A 17,881-nucleotide genomic window follows, 5' to 3' on the forward strand; every position below is an offset into this window, starting at 1 on the left:
TGTTAAACAAAGCCACCACTTGGGAGTCTGCTTTGGCAGGATCGCAAAGCTGCCTAAAAACGCCAATTCTGGCTCCTTTTAAGCCATTTTTATCTAAATAAGCCCTATAGCTTTCTGGAATTTTACCATTACTTAGCCGTGTTACGGAATCGGCTTTGTCGTAGCCCGCTATGACGTCGAGTACCCGCACGGCATCTTCCACCGTTCGGCAAATGGGGCCACCCATGTCATTGGTCAGAGCGAGGGGGGCAATACCGTTGCGGCTGATTAAGCCGAGTGTACAACGAAACCCTACCAAGCTCTGGTGAGCAGCCGGGCCGCGGATCGAGCTACCTGTGTCGGTCCCCAAGCCAATGGTGCCAAAGTCTGCCGCCACGGCAGCGGCTGTTCCACCGCTTGACCCTGCTGTGGTACGCCGTGTATCATAAGGGTTGCGAGAGTAACCCGGCAGAATGGAACTTACCGAAAAGTTGCCCGATTGGGCAAACTCGGCCAGGTTGGACTTGGCAATGATGATGGCTCCGGCCTCCCTTATTTTTTGAATCACAAAGGCATCGGCGGGCGGGATAGAATTTTTCATGGCCAGCGTACCGTTGGTCGTGGGCATGTCGAAGGTATTGTAATTATCTTTTACGATGATCGGAATGCCGTGAAGCGGACCTATGAATTTACCTGTAACTTTATAAAGCGAATCGAGCCTACGGGCTTCGGTTAAAGCTTTGGGATTCACCATAATAAGGGCGTTGATAAACGGCCCGTCTTTGTCGTATTCTTTAATTCGGTCGAGGTAAAGTTGCACCAGCTCCACGGCGGTAAGTTTACCATTTTGCATAGCCGTATGCAAGCTGGAAATGGTGGCTTCTTGTAATTGTTTGGGCGAAAAATGCTGTGCAACAGCCGATGGTTTAAGCCCCAAAAAAGCCATTGCGATGGCAAGTATAAAAAGAAGTTTGTTTGATTTCATTTTTATTGAAATTTTTAGAATGATGGCTTACAATGGCTGGTTTTAGGCTTACTCGTTTTTAGTTTCCATGGTCTGTGGCATGCTATAGCTGTCAAGCCAAGCTTTTATTTAGTGAATATAAATATTGCTTACTGATAAACACAGATTTGATACAGATTTTTTAGATTTTAAATTTGGAGATGTGTTTGTAATTGGGTACTTCGCCATCTTCCCGATGTCGAAGCAAGTCCTGATAGCTTTCGGGAGAGGATTTACAATCCGACAAAAAGGTTTGTAAATTAAGGTGGTGGAATTTTGAAAATTTAGAAAATGCTTTTGAGGAAATAGAGGATTACAAATGCTAAACTATCTCGCTTCGACATGCCCTAGCGGGAGATGTGGAAGAGCGGATTAACAATCGCTTCCTCACAAATATTCATTATATATCAAAAAAGGTACAATGCCAATTTGCACCGTACCTTTCAACCTATATAGGACAGGATTTTTCTCAAATATTTTCTATTTTGTTATATAACTCATTAATTTCAACTAGTGTACTATAGCAACCATACCCTTCTAATTCCGTTAAATCAAAACTCTCAATAGATTTGAAAAAAACTTTACTTTGACTTGTATATGCATTAACATAAAGTTTTAATTCATTCTTATTTGATTCATCGAGAACAAAATCTCTTTTGATTAAAACTTTACATTGGCTCAAAAAAACCAACAAAAGATTAATATTAGTAACTACTTTTTTGCCGCTGTTTTGGACCTCAAAAGTTAAACTATTAAAATTTCGAGATTTATACAATTCTAAATAAATATCAATTCTCTTTAAATTGTCCTTATCAACCTTTTGCTCAAATTCTGCCCATTGATTTTCAATGTATTGATGTATATGATTAACTTGATTCCTTAACATTTCCGTTTTTTGGAGTTCTACAGCGGCAAGTTGAACTTCAAAAGTTTTTAATATAAAAAGAAAACTTATGAACGTTAATAATGACCCAACTACTCCTCCAAAAAAATCTCCCATTTGCCCTGTTACTTCTGGATCAAAATCCTTGAATCCAAAACTAGTATTTTTGAATACCACAATTAAGAATAATAGAGTTATCAGTATAGTTAGAAGTGAAAAAATTTTAATCAATAGATTTATTGATGTTGGTTTCTTAAACCATTTATTCAATGCACTTTGTTTACTCATTTTGATTTAACTATAATATAAAAAAATCATTTTGCAACGTTCAAACATGCAACTTTAGCTCTTCTACATCTTCCCGATGTCGAAGCAAGATAAGGAGGATTTACAATCCGACAAAAAGGTATGCTTAATAAAGGCAATGGAACTACAATAATACAAAAAAAGAAATAGAGGATTACAAATCCTAAACTATCTCGCTTCGACATGCCCGATCGGAACATGTCGAAGAGCGGATGTTAAAGTAAAGGAAGAGCGGATGTTAATAATATTTATTCTATTACCCATCTATTTTTTTATTGTCTCTTTGTGGTAAAATGTTGTCAGGTACTTTTGCAACTGTATCAATTCCAGGTTTTGGACTTCCACTATTATGTTTAATCCAACAAGCTTTTATCAAATATTCACAGTCCTTTAATTCTGGAGACGACAAAAAGCCAGTCGAATAGGTAGTCCTTAGATTTGTATATAAATTTCCTAGATAAAATGAATTCTTACCAATTTCTCCAATGTAATCTAATATGGACTTCTTCCATCCTTTTGGTCTAGTATAACATTCCATTAAAGCTAGTATATGTTTAACTGTTAAGTCTGTCTCTCTTGTTCTGTAATCACGAAAAAGCATTCTTAATTTATCAGAGAAAAGGTCATCTTTAAACCAAATGTTTAAATTGAAAGGCATAGCGATTAATATACTCTTTAAACATTCATTGTATTCCTTTGGAAAGTCTTCTGATAATTTAAATCTTGCACCACCCACTCCTCCAAAACCATTTTTGGCCATAACTGGTGAGATTAAGTAAAGTGCTCTCATTAGGGCTTTCCATGCTACAGTAATGTTCTTGAGTAATTCCTCTCTTAACTCAGGCTTTACAAATTCACTATTTCTCAAAGCTCTTGATGATGATTTAATAAGCGACATTAAATTTTTGACATCATATTCTTCAAAATAGTTATAAATAGTTTGTGTGTATGGTTTGACACTATCATAGTTTTTATCTGCTACTATGTCTTTAATTTCTTCTGAAATGCCTGACTGCTGAATGTTTTGTTCCAACTGTTCTTGAGTCATCCCTTTCACGGTTTCATTTAGAGCCCATTTAATATCCTTGTAAGGATTAATATCCCCCGTTATTTCTAATTTAGTATGAACCTTTTTTGATAGCGTATCTAGATCTGAAATTAACATTATGACAATGTCTTCAGACCTACCATCAATTCCCGTATAAAATTCTATGACTTCAGGATAGTATAATGAATGCTTGTCACCTAACATGTAGGATTTAAATTCCTCTGAGTATTTCATTCTGAGAGCAGCAAAATAATATATCCAATAAGAAAATCTAAACCGTAAAGATCCATTGAAATTTACAATGATTTGATTGTTTTTTAAGATTTGTAATAAGTCATTAACATTTGTCGTGTTATGTTGCTTTTCACAAAAGGGTTTTGTCAAATTTAAAAAATGAGATTCTGTAAATGATTCTTGATTGTTTTTAAGAAGTTCTTCACAGAAATACCCAACAATAAAGCCACAGTTATCTTCATCAATGGTATCACCATAAAATAGGTTTCCTGGATTATCAAATACTACTTTTAAAACATTTTTAAATACTTTTGATCGATTTATTGGTCTGTCTTCAAAATCACTGAGAAAAGCAATTAATAATTGAATACAATTAATTGGAGTTCGGTGAATATTGAGATCAATTAAATCAACATCAAGTCTTTGTAATATGAGATTTTCTTCAGCAATTTCGTGAATACTATTAAAATCCTTAACAATGTTTCGTAATCCCTGTCGATTTAATTCACATAAATATATCTGACTAAAGCCTTCATGACTTTCTTCAGAATCCAAACCTTCAAGAACGATATTATCATGATAATTTGAGAAAATTATTATTGGAACCTCTGGGAATTTCCTTCGAATATTTTCAATTATTTTTCTCGAATCTCTTGTGTTATTTTTCCAATGGTCAAGTAATAGGCATCTAACAGAAGTATCTTCAATATTTAAATCTGTCAAGGCGTCCTCAAGATCAGAATGATATTTGCCAAAAGTCCAATTATGGGTATCCAAATAAAGCCAACTTTCTTTTTTAATTTCCCAAGCTTTTAATGCGAGATATTGAGCATAGCAAGTTAACCCAAATTGGGGAGCGGCTATTATATGATAATTCTTAGGACTGTTTATTATATTTATGTAGTCTAATTTTTTACTTTCTGACTTATTGGAGCTATTCGGTGAATTAGATGTGAAGTACCTTTCAACCCATTTTGGAGACTGAGAGTATGATTTCATTGCTTTTTGAAAATTAGAGTTGAGTTTCATAAAAATAAAATCATCTGTAGTGATTTCATTACGTTTGAAATTCCATTTGCCATTTTCTGTCCCAGAAAAATTTTGACCTGCCATAAATTTTCTTTGGCGAGGCACCCATTCTCGATAAGATATTGACTCGATTTTCTTGTTTTCAAAATTTATTAATGAATAACCATTAAGATCTGCCTTATTGGAAAATAATTGTGGTGATCCTAACTTTATAATACCACTGCTGTCTGAAACATAAGAATGTAGTAATTCTTGATCATGAATATGCCCTGATATAATTATGTCAATTCCATTTTTAAGCATTGCATTCAATTCATTTCTTGCAAACGAGGTAAGATATTCAAGTGGATGATGCATAACCAATATTTTGGTTCTTCCTTGATTTTCACTTATCCACTCATTTAATCCTGAAGTTTCAATCTTTAGTCTTCCTTTGTCATTGATTTTATTAAGTCCACCATAACAAAGTAAAGAGCAGTTTAAAAAATACAATGTGATTTCAGGAGCGATAATCTCAGGAAAGCCATTCAAATTAAAATTAGATGATTGCAATTTATCTAGATAGAATTTCTTGTAATATTTAAATTTATTATGTATAATATTGTCTTCTTCTTTGATAAAATTATTGAAGCCCGTTTCAGTAAACTCTTTTTCTATAATGTCGTTATGATCTTTCAGGTTATCTTCAATTTCTTTTCTATTAAGGTCATGATTTCCTGGAATACAAAAAATGTTTTGAATTGGAACTCTCTTTAAAATTTTCAATATAAAATTTTCATAGAAATCATTATAGGTTTTCTCAGAATTTCCTTTATTAACTAAATCACCTGATATTACACAATATGTGTTGTCTTTATTATTTAGGTCTAATTGAGTGTCCAAATCGATGAAGAAGGAAGATAGTATTAAACCTTGGGTTTCCGGCTCATTAAATTCATAATGAATGTCTGAAATCTGTATTATCGTAATTTTATCCATATGTGTATTATTAAGGTATATTTGTTCTGGGAGCTGTTTTGTCTTTTAATTGTCAATAGCTTATAAATAGCCGCAAAAATTGTAGTAGTTTTTATATTGTTTGGTGTGATATTTTGAAACTGTTGCATTTTGGCTTGCGTACTTATTTATCAAAAATAGTAAAAAACTTTTAAAGTATAATCCATTCTAATATTAAGAAAGCGGACCCCCTTTTATGCGTTCGCCCTTTTCCCTAACAGCATCAAGTAGTTCGCCAAATTCTGAAGTAGCATAGATAAAAAAGGTCTTAGTTAATGTCCTATAAAACCTTTTCTACGTCTGTTACATATACTCTTGTACTTGTCGTGTAGGTTCCTCCATGGGGGTCTTTGTATTTTAAATCAAGATAAAATGCTTGAAAACCTTTTTTTGGAAAAGGAACCATAACGCGAATATCTGGCAAGCTATCCAATTTTATATTTCTGCTTAACCACAAATTGTTTCTAAAATCTCTGTCGGAAGAGGTGGTATGCCAAAGTGTGGCTCCTACCAAATCAGTCGTCACAGGACTTACTTCTAATGATATATTTCCATGGCTTGGCACAACTTTCCACGTCGCCAAGGGATATGCTTTATTCGTGATCGTCGTTCCGAAAAAAGCACTCAAAGCTTCAAAAGCCTGTTTTCCTCCACCCAAATTATGCCCAACATTGGGCACATAATGAATCAAGTTTTTACCTGGGATTTTATCATAATAAAACTTGATGGCATCAATGGTCCAGTATTCGTCATTGGTGCCTATAAAAATCATTTTTGGAACGGTCAAATGGCTGCGATAGGAAAAAGGGTCAATCATGTCGTTGATGGCTTTGCCGTCTTCGGTGGCGGTGCCTTGCGGAATACCGAGTTTTACATAGTCATCAATTTGCTCACTGTATTCACCGTAGGTTTCATACTGATAATTGAGCGTTGCCGGCATATTGAGCATATCAATTACGATCGGAGCAATGGCTTTTACGCGTTGGTCATCAATAGCAGCCGAAAGCCAAGTGGTCCAACCACGTTTTGATGCTCCAGAAATCAAAAAATTATTGATAGTAATATGGGCTTTTTTCTTTGTAAATTCTTGCACCGCATCCATACCCCTCACGGCCGATTTTACCATCGGGAAAAGCAAAGGGAAAGAATAATCTTTGGATAGCTTAAATTGATTTAAAGTATAAGAAATCAGAGCATCTTCGGTCAGGTCGCCATAAAAGGGCTGATTGGGAACTTGCTTGATGACGGCTACAATCGCTTTGTTTTTTTCTGCAATACCGGATAGAATAGGCCAAAGTCCATTGTTTGCACTCCAATTGGGTTGTTCATCTTTGTTGGAACCACCATCAATAAAAAGCATCGCACCATCGTATTTGACTTCTTTAGGTATAAAAACTGTCAATTGGTGTCGCCAAGTATATTCACGCCATTTTTGCGAAGTCAAAAGCAAATGATAGCCTTTTACATTGCCTAATTCCACCGAATCTTTTAATTCCCATTGATAAGTTTTATCGCCATTTTGGAGGTAATTCTTCAAGGCGGTTTGTGGCGTAGTGGTATTTTGAGCTAGTACAACAGCTATCGAAATCAAGTAAAATGCAAAAAGCAAAGCAGTTTTGTTAGGGCTAAATTTCATAGTTTATAATTTTGGTTGAAATAATATTGGTTTAATAAGGTAATGTCTAGTATTCATAATTAGTTGGATTTCTTTGTAGGCTGATGCCCAAAGTAAATGGCTTGGCGTTCTAGGGATATTTGAAAAACGTCTACCGACAACTGAAACCCAATATTGTTTTAAAAGTTGAAGATAGCAAAAAAGCTAAATTATTAAAGTACTGCCGAAACCAAATTTGATAGCGTACTACAGCTGATGTTCCAACGATAACGCCAAACCCCTTTTAGCGGTTCGTGCTACCGTTTGCAGGCATTGCTTCTATTACGTGTATTTCGTTTCCATCAGGGTCTTTAATCTCGATAGATTTCGCACCGTTGGGCATTCTGTCAATAATTGGGTGCTTGTATTTGCCTGATTTGTAATCGCTGCTTACTTCCATTAGCCTCTTCAGAAAAGCATCCATAGAAATTACCATAAAACCTAGGTGTACAAAACCTACATATTTGGGTGCCGAAGGTACGTCACTGATAATTTTAGTGGTATCGGTGACCCATTGTGACAAATGGAGTTCAATACCCTCATCAAATTTCAACCATTTTACAATGTATTGAGGGCTGGGAGCAAATGGATATTGTATCGTGTCCGCCTGAAAAACTTTGGTGTAAAAATCTACACTACTTTCCAAATTCTTAACATCCAATAAAGTATGGTTATACCAAGCAGTACTTTTTTTTTGTGCTATCGAAAAGGATGCGTTAAAGAAAAGGAGTACAAGCAGGAAAGACTTTATCATGGGCTTATATTTTTTTTACAAAGTGAAGACGAAGCATGACCACCAATTCATAAATACCCACAATATCTGCAGTAGTTTTCGGATTGTTTAGTTTTATATCGTGAAACTATTACATTTTGGTTTGGGTACTTATTTATCAAAAATAGAAAAAAAACTTTTTAAAGTTTAATCAATTCCAATATTTCGAAATCGGATTAATTAATGATCGCTTGAATCCAAAAATCAACAATAATAAATAAATAGGGCAGGTCTTAATCTTAAAATCGCATTTATGGTAGTTTTGAATAGGATGTTTAATGTTTTTAGTATTCTCGGGAAAAGTTTTCAGGAGGTCAGGAAACGTTGGCGGAGGTTGGGAATGGTATACATCTAAGAAATAATTTAGATGATTAGGATTACAAATCTTAAACCATCTCGCTTCGACAGAGCTTTCGCTCGCAAAGTTCGTAAGCCGTTGACTTTCAGAACATGCCGAAGAGCAAAGTAGGGGGATGGATAAGAAAACCGTATTTATGAAGGACTGGAATTTGAAATACAGAAGTTGAACATTTGTACAATGCCAAGCAGAATTTCAAAAGCTGAATTACTTAGCTCCTCCAGTCTTTCATCAATACAAGGTGGGTGACTTCCGTTTTTTCACCATTTATCTATATGGACCTATGATCATTTTTTCTCAAAAGTAATCACATCTCCATTTTCAGTTTTGGCCGTGTAGGTTATGCTTATGCCCTGATAAGTTATGGTTTGAGCAATGCTCATGGTTGCTTGGTATTTTGTTTGATCTGCTTCATTGAGGGGCAGTACTTTTAAAGGCCCGTTACCTGTCCGAATACTGGCATCTACTAAATACACCAAAGGACCTTCTTTGATCAAATTCTTGTCAAAGCCGATCCCCCTTCTGCTTTCAACCACAATGGTGGCCTTATTGTCAATCGGTATGGTTAGTATTTTAACCCCACCCACACTTTCGATAGGCGTCAACGTAACAGCTCCATTTCCTACATTACCTTGGCAAACCACTTGATTATCATTTATCCAGCCTAATATCCAGCGTTCCCATCCAAAAGGTTCAGGAGATTTACCACCTTGGGTTCCCATCAACCCAAACTCACCAACATATTTATGATAGGGTGTTGTGAAAGCGTAGAGGTCAGGCAGTCCTAAATTATGCCCAAATTCATGACAAAACCAAAGCCCTTTTGGCCAAAACGCCATGTCTCTTCCAGAAGTAACGCCATTATGGATACTGGCACCATCAACAGGTATGCTGTTGCCTGGGTGATTCGACTGAAACGCTGGTCCAATATCAGAAGGGCTATTCTTTGGGTCGTTTACCACGAGCACAGAACTATATTTTGAAAAATCTACATTAGCATTTGCTAAACTTATCGCTTCTTGAATATAAGTCTTATGTGCTGCGAAAGTATTAAAAGGTACATAAGAAGCTGCAGCTTTGCTCATTCTATACCATTGAAAAGCTGGCTCAAATTCTATTTTTAGTTTACCGTAAGAAACGCTTTGATAAAAATCTTCTGCAACGGGAGAAATATGAGCGTCAAATATTTCTTTTGGTGTTTTGGTAGCAACAGCGTCATTAAAATCAACAAAAATTACGCCTATTTTTACAATACCCGAAGTAGCTGGTCGAAGGGCCCTGTTTGAGAATCCAATGACGACGTTGTCATTAACCGTATTTTGTAACTTACAAGTTGTAACTACCGGATTGAAATAGACAAAACCTGGATAGGTGGCCAAGCCAGCAGGTGTAGTAACCGTTATGTCACCGCTTTTACCAGTGCCTATTTCGGCATAGATAGTGGTCGCATTGGCCACTGTAAAAGAAGCTGCTGGCTGCCCTCCAAATGAAACCGCAGTAGCCCCAGTGAAATTTGTTCCCGTAAGGATCACTGTCAAATTAGCCGTTCCGTTTTTTTGATTTACCGATGTTATTGTAGCTACAGGTAATTGATAGGTAAAGCCAGCTATTTTGGCACTTCCACTTGCCGTAGTGACCACTATATCGCCACTTGCACCATTTCCCACTACTGCAGTTATGGTAGTCTCATTGATAACCGTAAATGATGTGGCTTGAACGCCACCAAACGTAACAGCCGTAGCCCCCGTGAAATTTGTTCCAGTAATGCTTATCGTTGAGTTGGTGGTGCCGTTTTGGGGGCTAACTGATGCAATAGTGGGCGGTGGCAGTAAATATTTAAAGCCAGCTATACTCGCTGTCCCTGTAGGTGTGGTTACTTTGACATCGCCACTTGCCCCGGTTCCTACTTTGGCGGTGATGGTAGTGGCACTAAGCACCGTAAACGATGCGGCGGGAGATCCGCCAAAGGATACGGCAGTTGCCCCAGTAAGGTTTTTTCCAGTAATGGTGATTTCAGCATTTGTAGCTCCCGAAGTTGGAGAAATTGAAATCTGAGAGGGCGGGGGTATTGGGGCTGAGACTTCGACAGTTTTTTTACAGCCTGCGTATAGCAAACTGATAACCAATAAGTAAAAGAAAATTTTCTTCATATTTAGTAAGTCTATAAAATTAATTTATGGTGGCCACCAATTCTTAAATACCCACAAAAATTGCATTAGTTATTGCATTGTTTGGTGTGATATATTGAAACTGTTGCATTTTGGCATGGGTGCTTATTTTTCAAAAATAGCAAAAAAAAACTTTTGAAGTTTAATACATTCTAATTTTTGAAAGCGGATTAACTTTGGATTGCTTGAAACCAAAAATCAACCAAAATACCTAAAAAGGTCAGGTCTTAATCTTAAATATAGCATTTATGATTTTTTGCATAGGATGTTTAATGTTTTTAATATTCTCGGGAATAGTTTTCAGGGGGTCGGGAAACGTTGTCGGGGGGTGGAAAAACTTTGTCAGGGGGTCGGGAAAGTTTGTCGTGGGGTCGGAAAACTTTGTTAGGGGGTCTGGAAACGTTGTAGGGGGGGCGGAAAACTTTGTCAGGGGGTCGGTAAAGTTTGTCGGGGGGGCAGAAAACTTTGTTAGGGGGTCGGGAAAGTTTGTCGGGGGGTCGGAAAACTTTGTCGGGGGGGCGGAAAATTTTGTCGGGGTGTCGGAAAAAGTTTTTAGAGGGGGGAGGAAATTTTAATGGGAGGAGATGGATTAGACTGGGGTGGCTGGCTTTCTTGGGTTGAGCTACCTGTTTAGTGTTTTGAGGTTTTAATGTGTATTTTTTAACGTAGTTGCTTTTGTAAGGATCTATTTTTTGTCCTTAGGCTTAAATACTGTTCGTCAACAGAGCTATTTTTTTCTGGCTTGGAGGTTCTTTTTGAGATGAAATAGGTAAAAACCAAGACGCTAAGGGAGGAATGAAATTTGTAAAAAATATTTCCTGAAATTTTCTCTACTACACCTAAGTGGATGTAGTAGAGAAATGGCCTGCCGCAAATAGGATTTATTTCAATGACATAGGACTTTTAATCAGTCCTTTATACTTCTGGGAATCTTATTTCAATCACCGTGCCTATATCATCGCTTGGGCTGTTGGGGTCTTCAATTCTGTCTCTGATAGAAAATACGATGTTGGCATCATTGATTTTGTTATAGGTAATCAAGCGTTCCGCCGTAATTTTCAAACCTTGGGATTTATAGCCCTCAATGGGCTTATCCTTTATGATTTCAGAATTTTTCCTTCCCACACCGTCGTCTTCTATCGTACAAATCAAATAATTGGGTTCTTTTTGGAATCTGATGCTCAATAGTCCTTTTTGCTGTTTGTATCTCAAGCCATGGTTGATGGCGTTTTCAATAAAGGGTTGCAAAATCATGGTCGGGATTTCAATGTTTTTGTTTACATGCCCTTCAAACAGTATTTCGAATTCAAACTTATTGTCGAACCTGATTCTCTCTAACTCTATATAAAGCGTGAGCAGATTTACCTCTTCAGAAAGAGGGATGAACTTACTTCTGGAAGAGTCTAAAAACAAACGAATCAACCTTGAAAACTTGGTCAGGTAAAGGTTAGCGGTGAGTGTATCCTGGTTAAGAATATAACTCTGAATAGAATTTAAGGCATTGAAGATAAAATGCGGATTCATCTGCATTTGCAATGCTCTGAGTTCTAGTTCAGCTTTTGATCGGTTGGCTTCTTCTGCCAATTCTTGGGCAGAGGTGAGGGCATCTTCTGCATTTTTTTTCTCGGTAATGTCTATGGAGGTTCCGATGATCATCACCGATTCATTTTGCTCATTCCGAATCACTTTTACAGTATTTTCTAGCCACTTGATTTCACCATGGGCATCTTTTATGCGGAATATGCCATAGGATTGACCTTGCGTTTTTATTTCTTTTTCAATGCGTTCGCCTATCCATTTGTCTTCGGGTAAGATTACCTCTTTCCAAAGCAATAATTTACGCTTCCAGATTTTCGAAGATTTCCCAAACACTTTTTCGAATGAATTGCTTATCAGAACGAGTTTGGAATCTGGTAGGCTGATGGCCCAAACCACCTCATCCAATGAATTCAATATACTGCTGAGGGTACGTTCGCTCTCCAACAACAACTGTTGAGATTTTCGGCGTTCGGTAATGTCCACACTTACGCCAAGCAAACCGGTTACTTCTTCTTTTTCGTTGAGCAGCGGAATTTTAGAGACCAATAACCAGGATTCTATACCGTTATTTTTTACCAATGGAGCTTCTAAACCAATGATGGATTCTTTGGATTGAATAACTTGAAAATCCTGTTCATAGGAATTTTGGGCTGTATCCATATCGTACAACTCAAAATCTGTTTTTCCGAGAACACTTTTTTCGTCTTGAAATCCTGCAAACTGCACATCGGTTTTGTTAGATAATACCTTTTTAAATGCATTGTCTTTCACATAAACATTCACCGGTATATTATCAATTATGGCACGCAATAAGCGTCTTTCTTCAACCAATTCTTTTTCTACTTTTACGCGTTCGGTGATATTTCTTACTACCGTTATAAATCTAAAAACGCGATCTCCCTCATATATAGCGGTTATGGTATCTTCACGCCATATATAGCTGCCATTTTTGTGTAGCGATCTATATTTTAATATAAAGTTATCATTTTTAAGCCCCGTGTGGTAAATGATACTATTTCTAAAATAGTCGGCATCCTCAGGGTGAATATAATCGATGAGATTACCTTTGCTTTGCTGGTAACTTTCCTCAAATGTATAGCCGAATATTTTTTGAAAGGAAGGGGAGGTATATATTATTCGGGTATTTTCAATTACAAAAATGCCATCTGAAGTGCTTTCTGCAATAAAACGATAACGTTCTTCACTTTCAATTAGCAAACTTTCTACTTTCTTTCTTTCGGTGATATCAATGATTACTTCAATTTGTTGAACCAAATTGCCTTGGTCATCTTTGATGGCGGTATTAACTATTTCTATCCATTTTTTTGTTTTTTTGAAAGTTTCAATCTCAATTTCGATATTAAAATTATTGCCATTAAGTATTTCAGATTTGGTATTGGAGTCTCTAAATTTAGGATTAAATAAATCGGCTGGCCGATTCCCCAGTAGATTGGGCAAATCTATTTCCATCATATCCAATAAACTTTGATTGGCCCACAAAACCCTACCCTTAATATCAGCTATTAAAACCCCATTGGTGATTTTTTCGGCTACAAGAGAGAGTTGTTTGATTTCATTTTGGATCTTCTTTCTTTCCGTAATGTCGGTACAGATGGCAGAAATTCTGACCATTTCATTTTGTTCGTTTCTAATACCAAAGGATTTCATTAAAATCCATTTTAGGCCGCCATCAGGGGTTTTTATGCTATATTCTAGCTCGTAGGAGTTGTTTTTATATATGTCTTCTAATAACTGTTCTTTGCTAGGTTGATTGTCTTCAATAAATAAATCATTTATAAATGCGTTTGGACGATAGAAATAGGATTGGTCTGTGCCGAGTACTCTTTTACAAGAGGGGCTTACATAGATATAACTGTTTTGAGCAATATCAAAAAGTAAAAATACGTCTTCGAGGGTTTCATTGAGTTGCCTAAAATTGGCTTCACTTTCTCTGATTATGCGTTCATTGTTGATGCGTTCTATTGCATTAGCCACATTGGTCGATAAAGAAAATAGGATATTTATTTTATCGTCAGACCATATTTGCTCAGTGCTACAATCATCAAAACCAATAAAACCAAAAAATTTATCTTTGATGGTGATGGGGAATAAAATGATAGAAAGAATGCCTTGGCTACTCAATAGCTCATAGGCTTCTGGATCTTCTATTTCTGAAATGATTTTTTTGAATACTTTATTTTGGAGAAGTACCTCAGTGAAAAATGCAAAATGCTCTAGCGGTAAACTTTGTAATTCAAGATTGTCTATTTGGGGAATAATGCCTTCTCGAACCCATTCGGTTTTTTGGCTGGTGAGGTTTTTTGCAATATCATTTTCAAAATAGTATATTCTATCTGCACCAATGGTATCTCCAATGAGGTTGAATATATCAGAGAGGGTGTCTTCAATATTCGTACTGATTAAAAGCCTTTCGGTAGACCTGGCCACCACAGCCAGTAATTCACTTTTGTAAAGTAGTTCTTTCTGATTTTCAATTAATTTGGCCTCTGCTTTTTTTCTTTCAGTAATATCAATTTGAATGGTAGCAATAGCGATAGGCTTTTTATTTTGCGGGTCCCGAATGATAAATATAGTTGAATCGGTAATGATTATTTCATTGGTGTTGAGGTTCATAAGCTCTTGTTCCCCTTGCCAAATACCTTTTTCAAATACGGTGGGTATAATCGAATTGTCTAGTGAAAATTTGCCTTTATCCGTAAAAAAATCTCTGGTTATCAAATTTCCATCGGGATCGTTATAACCCAAGGTACGTTTGGCTTTCTCATTTAGGAAAATAACCTTGCCACTAAAATCTGCCATGCCAATCATGGCACCCGAATATTTAACTAAACTTACAAATTTTTCCTGTTCTAATTGGGTAGAAATTAATTGCGTCTGGGTGTTTTTAAGTTCCTCATAACTCTTTATAAGTGCAATTTCAGCTTGTTTACGTTCGGTAATATTTGAAATGATTCCATCGAGCATCACTTTTTTTTCTATTTCGTCATAATACCTTCTTCCTTTTTCAATAATCCATACGATTTCATTGGATTTATTCACAATACGATATTCGATATCGTATTCTTCTGCATTATCATTGGAATTGGCGTCCACCAAATTTCTATCCTCTGCGTAAACCAGGTCTAAATAGCTTCGTTTTTTGTTAAAAATAAAATCTTCTGCAGGAAAACCCGATAATTGCTCGATGGCGTCACTGATATAAATCATCGTCCATCTATCTTCATGGGTACACCTAAAGGTTACACTAGAAATATTGGAAAGTAGCGAACGATATTGCTGTTCTTTATCTTTTATGATCTGAACAAGGTGGACTTGCTCATTGATGTCTTGAAAAGTTCCATAAAGTCTTTTACACCGCCCATTTTCATATTCTGCTTGGCCCAAAGCCCTTACCCAACGTTCATTGTTTTTGAAAGTGATGATTCTTACCTCGATGTCAAAGGATATGCCTTTCTTAAAACATTGCGTAAATGCATCAAAAACCAAATCCCTGTCATGGCCTTCTTTAAAAAATGCCAAAGCAGTATCCAAATTCAAATCAAAATCTAATGGGGCCTCCAGAGTGGCTTTATTTATATCAGAGAAAAATATTTTTTGGTTCAGTACATCTATTTCCCAAGCACCCACTTTGGCCACTTGGCTGGTTTGTTCTAAAACCTCTTTGGTTCTTTTTAATTCGTTTTCTGTCTTGTACCTTTTGTCGGATTCAATTTCCAAAGAAATAAAATCGGCGATAGATTTTGCAAATGCAATGTCCTCATCTGTCCAATATTTGTTTTCATGCTGATGTTCCCAACAAATCACGCCTACCAATTGCCCTCCGATATTGATCGGCAAATCGAGCATAGACTTAATATGGGTATTTTTCAAGTAATCCTTAGAGAATTCTTTGGTGTAAATATGCGTATGGGCATCATGGGCTATAATGGCCAATTCTCCCCTTAGCCCTTCGAAATATTTAGGAAAGTCCTTTTCGAAAATGCTTTCTGCAACGGAATGCGTATTGTTTTCTTTTACAAATAGATCTATGCAATCAATTTTATCTTCTTTGTATAGCCAAAAGCTTACCCGTCCTGCCTGAATCCCTTCAGCTGCTGCTTCTGTGATTTTAAATAGACCATCATTCCAAAAATCACCTTCATTTAATCTGAATTTAGATAGCTTTATTAATATGTTATTTTGATTAAATATGGCCTCCTGGCGAAGGGAGTCTGCCAATTCCTGATTCTTTCTTTCGCTCACATCTCGGGCGGTAATCAGTCTGATGGTGTTGTAGCCTTGTTCGTCGTAAATAAGGCTTACGGAGTCTTCTCGCCAAATGTAAGAGCCATTCTTGTGTAAAAAACGTGAAACATAGGTTATTTTCGGCGTCTTATTTTTAATAGCTTCGATATAGATTTTATCGAGATATTCATGATCATCTGGATGAAAGAAATCGTAAATATTGTTATCAGCAATGGCTATCGCTTCTTCGGCGGAATACCCAAATTGTTGTCGATGGGTAGGAGATACATAGGATACTTTTTTTCCTTCAAAGACAATTAAAACATCAGAAATATTCTCACTTATATATCTAAACTTTTCTTCACTTTGCTTCAGAGCTATTTTTGCTTTGACCTGTATATCTATATCTTGAACAAAACCAAAAATACGTGTGCACACACCATTACTAAATTCGGATGCACCCTTTGCCCTTACCCAAAGCTTATTGCCTTTTGCCGTGATAATGGGTAATTCTAAATCGTATGCAATTCCTTCGTTCATGCAAAAGCCCAAAGACTTTAAAAGTATATTTCGTGGCTCACCTTCTACAAAATAATTAACTACTTGCTCAAAATTTGATTCATGATCGGGAGCAACTTCAAAAATTTCTTTGGTGATTTTGGATGAAAATATTCTTTGATTAACCAAGTCATACTCCCATCCACCCATCCGAGCCTCTTTGCTGGTTTGTTCAAGAACTTCCTTTGTCTTTTTGAGTTCTAGTTCATCATTTTTGTTGGTGGTTATATTTCGGGCAATACAAATCACTTCTTTTATTTGGCCAGCATCATCGCATAATGGTGATACAACTACGCCAAACCATAATACACCAAAGTCAGCAGGTAAATGATATTCTACATAGGTCTTTTTATTTTTCTTAATAGTTACTTCAATGGCATTGGTAATAATATCAAGGGCTTCATCAGGGAAACCAATTTCATTGATTTTTTTCCCGAGGAAAAACGACGGTGGAACGATCAAATCCTCTTCATTTTCACTTTGATAATATTCAGTGAAAACCCGGTCTAGATTCAACACAAATACCATGTCTCCGATGTTAGAAATCAGACTTTTAAGCCTATTATTGGAAATACTAATTTGCGTTTCGGAGCTTTTAATCGCTGTAATGTCTCGACCAATTTTTATTTTTAAGTCATTATTTAAAGTATCTTCTTGCCACGCTATTATTTTTATTGAACCATCTGGCGATACTAAACTTATGGTTGAATTATCACCATTATTTTTAAACCCTAATTGGTCTTTAACTTCCGATGCCCATTTTTTACCAATAAAGTCATTAGCGTTTAGACCCAACAAAGCATCCAGATTTTTACTGGCAAAGGTTACGAATCCATCTTGATTAACGCCTATGATGAATTGATTACCCTTATTAAAATAATTATAGGCAAAGAATAAATTTTCTTTGATATTTAAATCGATGTGATGGATTACAAAATTGATGATAAAAGCGATGAACGAACTATTAAAATAAAGGATAAATTCTTTTGAAGAAATTGTGTTAGAAAATAAATAGGATAATAGAATACCCAAACAAGCACTAAAGTAAAAATAAAAATATTTGAGTTTGTAAAAAACATAATAGGAGATCATGTTCAATATGGTAAACT

The 17,881-nt window shown here is 36.2% G+C and carries 8 protein-coding genes; 1 reads left to right on the plus strand and 7 read right to left on the minus strand.

Annotation, left to right across the window (positions count from 1 at the left end; all coding sequences use genetic code 11):
• The 6 genes from EGI24_RS16975 to EGI24_RS17000 form a co-directional block, all read right to left on the minus strand.
• On the minus strand, positions 1–964 hold a 964-nt coding region (locus EGI24_RS16975), incomplete at its 3' end, for an amidase (RefSeq protein WP_255049734.1).
• Between the two features lie 487 nt (positions 965–1,451).
• Positions 1,452–2,153: a hypothetical protein gene (locus tag EGI24_RS16980; protein WP_255049735.1), complete on the minus strand. Its 702-nt coding sequence runs from the start codon at positions 2,151–2,153 to the stop codon at positions 1,452–1,454.
• Between the two features lie 274 nt (positions 2,154–2,427).
• On the minus strand, positions 2,428–5,460 hold the full coding sequence (locus tag EGI24_RS16985) for a metallophosphoesterase (RefSeq protein ID WP_255049736.1): 3,033 nt from the start codon (positions 5,458–5,460) through the stop codon (positions 2,428–2,430).
• 298 nt (positions 5,461–5,758) lie between these two features.
• Positions 5,759–7,114: a PhoPQ-activated pathogenicity-related family protein gene (locus tag EGI24_RS16990; protein ID WP_255049737.1), complete on the minus strand. Its 1,356-nt coding sequence runs from the start codon at positions 7,112–7,114 to the stop codon at positions 5,759–5,761.
• A 262-nt stretch (positions 7,115–7,376) separates the two neighbouring features.
• Positions 7,377–7,886 carry a VOC family protein gene (locus tag EGI24_RS16995; RefSeq protein ID WP_255049738.1) on the minus strand — a complete coding sequence of 170 codons (510 nt, stop codon included), beginning with the start codon at positions 7,884–7,886 and terminating at the stop codon, positions 7,377–7,379.
• A 663-nt stretch (positions 7,887–8,549) separates the two neighbouring features.
• Positions 8,550–10,412: a M6 family metalloprotease domain-containing protein gene (locus EGI24_RS17000; protein WP_255049739.1), complete on the minus strand. Its 1,863-nt coding sequence runs from the start codon at positions 10,410–10,412 to the stop codon at positions 8,550–8,552.
• 290 nt (positions 10,413–10,702) lie between these two features.
• Between EGI24_RS17000 and EGI24_RS22025 the strand changes: the two genes are divergently transcribed.
• Complete coding sequence (locus EGI24_RS22025; RefSeq protein WP_409035488.1) at positions 10,703–11,005, plus strand: hypothetical protein; 303 nt, start codon at positions 10,703–10,705, stop codon at positions 11,003–11,005.
• Positions 11,006–11,345: 340 nt separating this feature from the next.
• On the opposite strand, the gene EGI24_RS17005 is transcribed toward EGI24_RS22025, so the two are convergent.
• The gene (locus tag EGI24_RS17005; RefSeq protein ID WP_255049740.1) at positions 11,346–17,864 is read right to left on the minus strand and encodes a PAS domain S-box protein; all 6,519 of its coding nucleotides are present in this window, start codon (positions 17,862–17,864) and stop codon (positions 11,346–11,348) included.
• Positions 17,865–17,881: the final 17 nt, after the last annotated feature.

Origin of the sequence: Lacihabitans sp. CS3-21, from assembly GCF_024343675.1 — a bacterium.
In the GTDB taxonomy this organism is placed as follows: Bacteria; Bacteroidota; Bacteroidia; order Cytophagales; family Spirosomataceae; genus Leadbetterella.

Coding starts and splice junctions, on each gene's coding strand:
- EGI24_RS17000 (WP_255049739.1), bottom strand. CDS start 10,412: ATGAAGAAAATTTTCTTTTACTTATTGGTTATCAGTTTGCTATACGCA.
- EGI24_RS16985 (WP_255049736.1), bottom strand. CDS start 5,460: ATGGATAAAATTACGATAATACAGATTTCAGACATTCATTATGAATTT.
- EGI24_RS16995 (WP_255049738.1), bottom strand. CDS start 7,886: ATGATAAAGTCTTTCCTGCTTGTACTCCTTTTCTTTAACGCATCCTTT.
- EGI24_RS16980 (WP_255049735.1), bottom strand. CDS start 2,153: ATGAGTAAACAAAGTGCATTGAATAAATGGTTTAAGAAACCAACATCA.
- EGI24_RS17005 (WP_255049740.1), bottom strand. CDS start 17,864: ATGATCTCCTATTATGTTTTTTACAAACTCAAATATTTTTATTTTTAC.
- EGI24_RS16990 (WP_255049737.1), bottom strand. CDS start 7,114: ATGAAATTTAGCCCTAACAAAACTGCTTTGCTTTTTGCATTTTACTTG.
- EGI24_RS22025 (WP_409035488.1), top strand. CDS start 10,703: ATGTTTTTAATATTCTCGGGAATAGTTTTCAGGGGGTCGGGAAACGTT.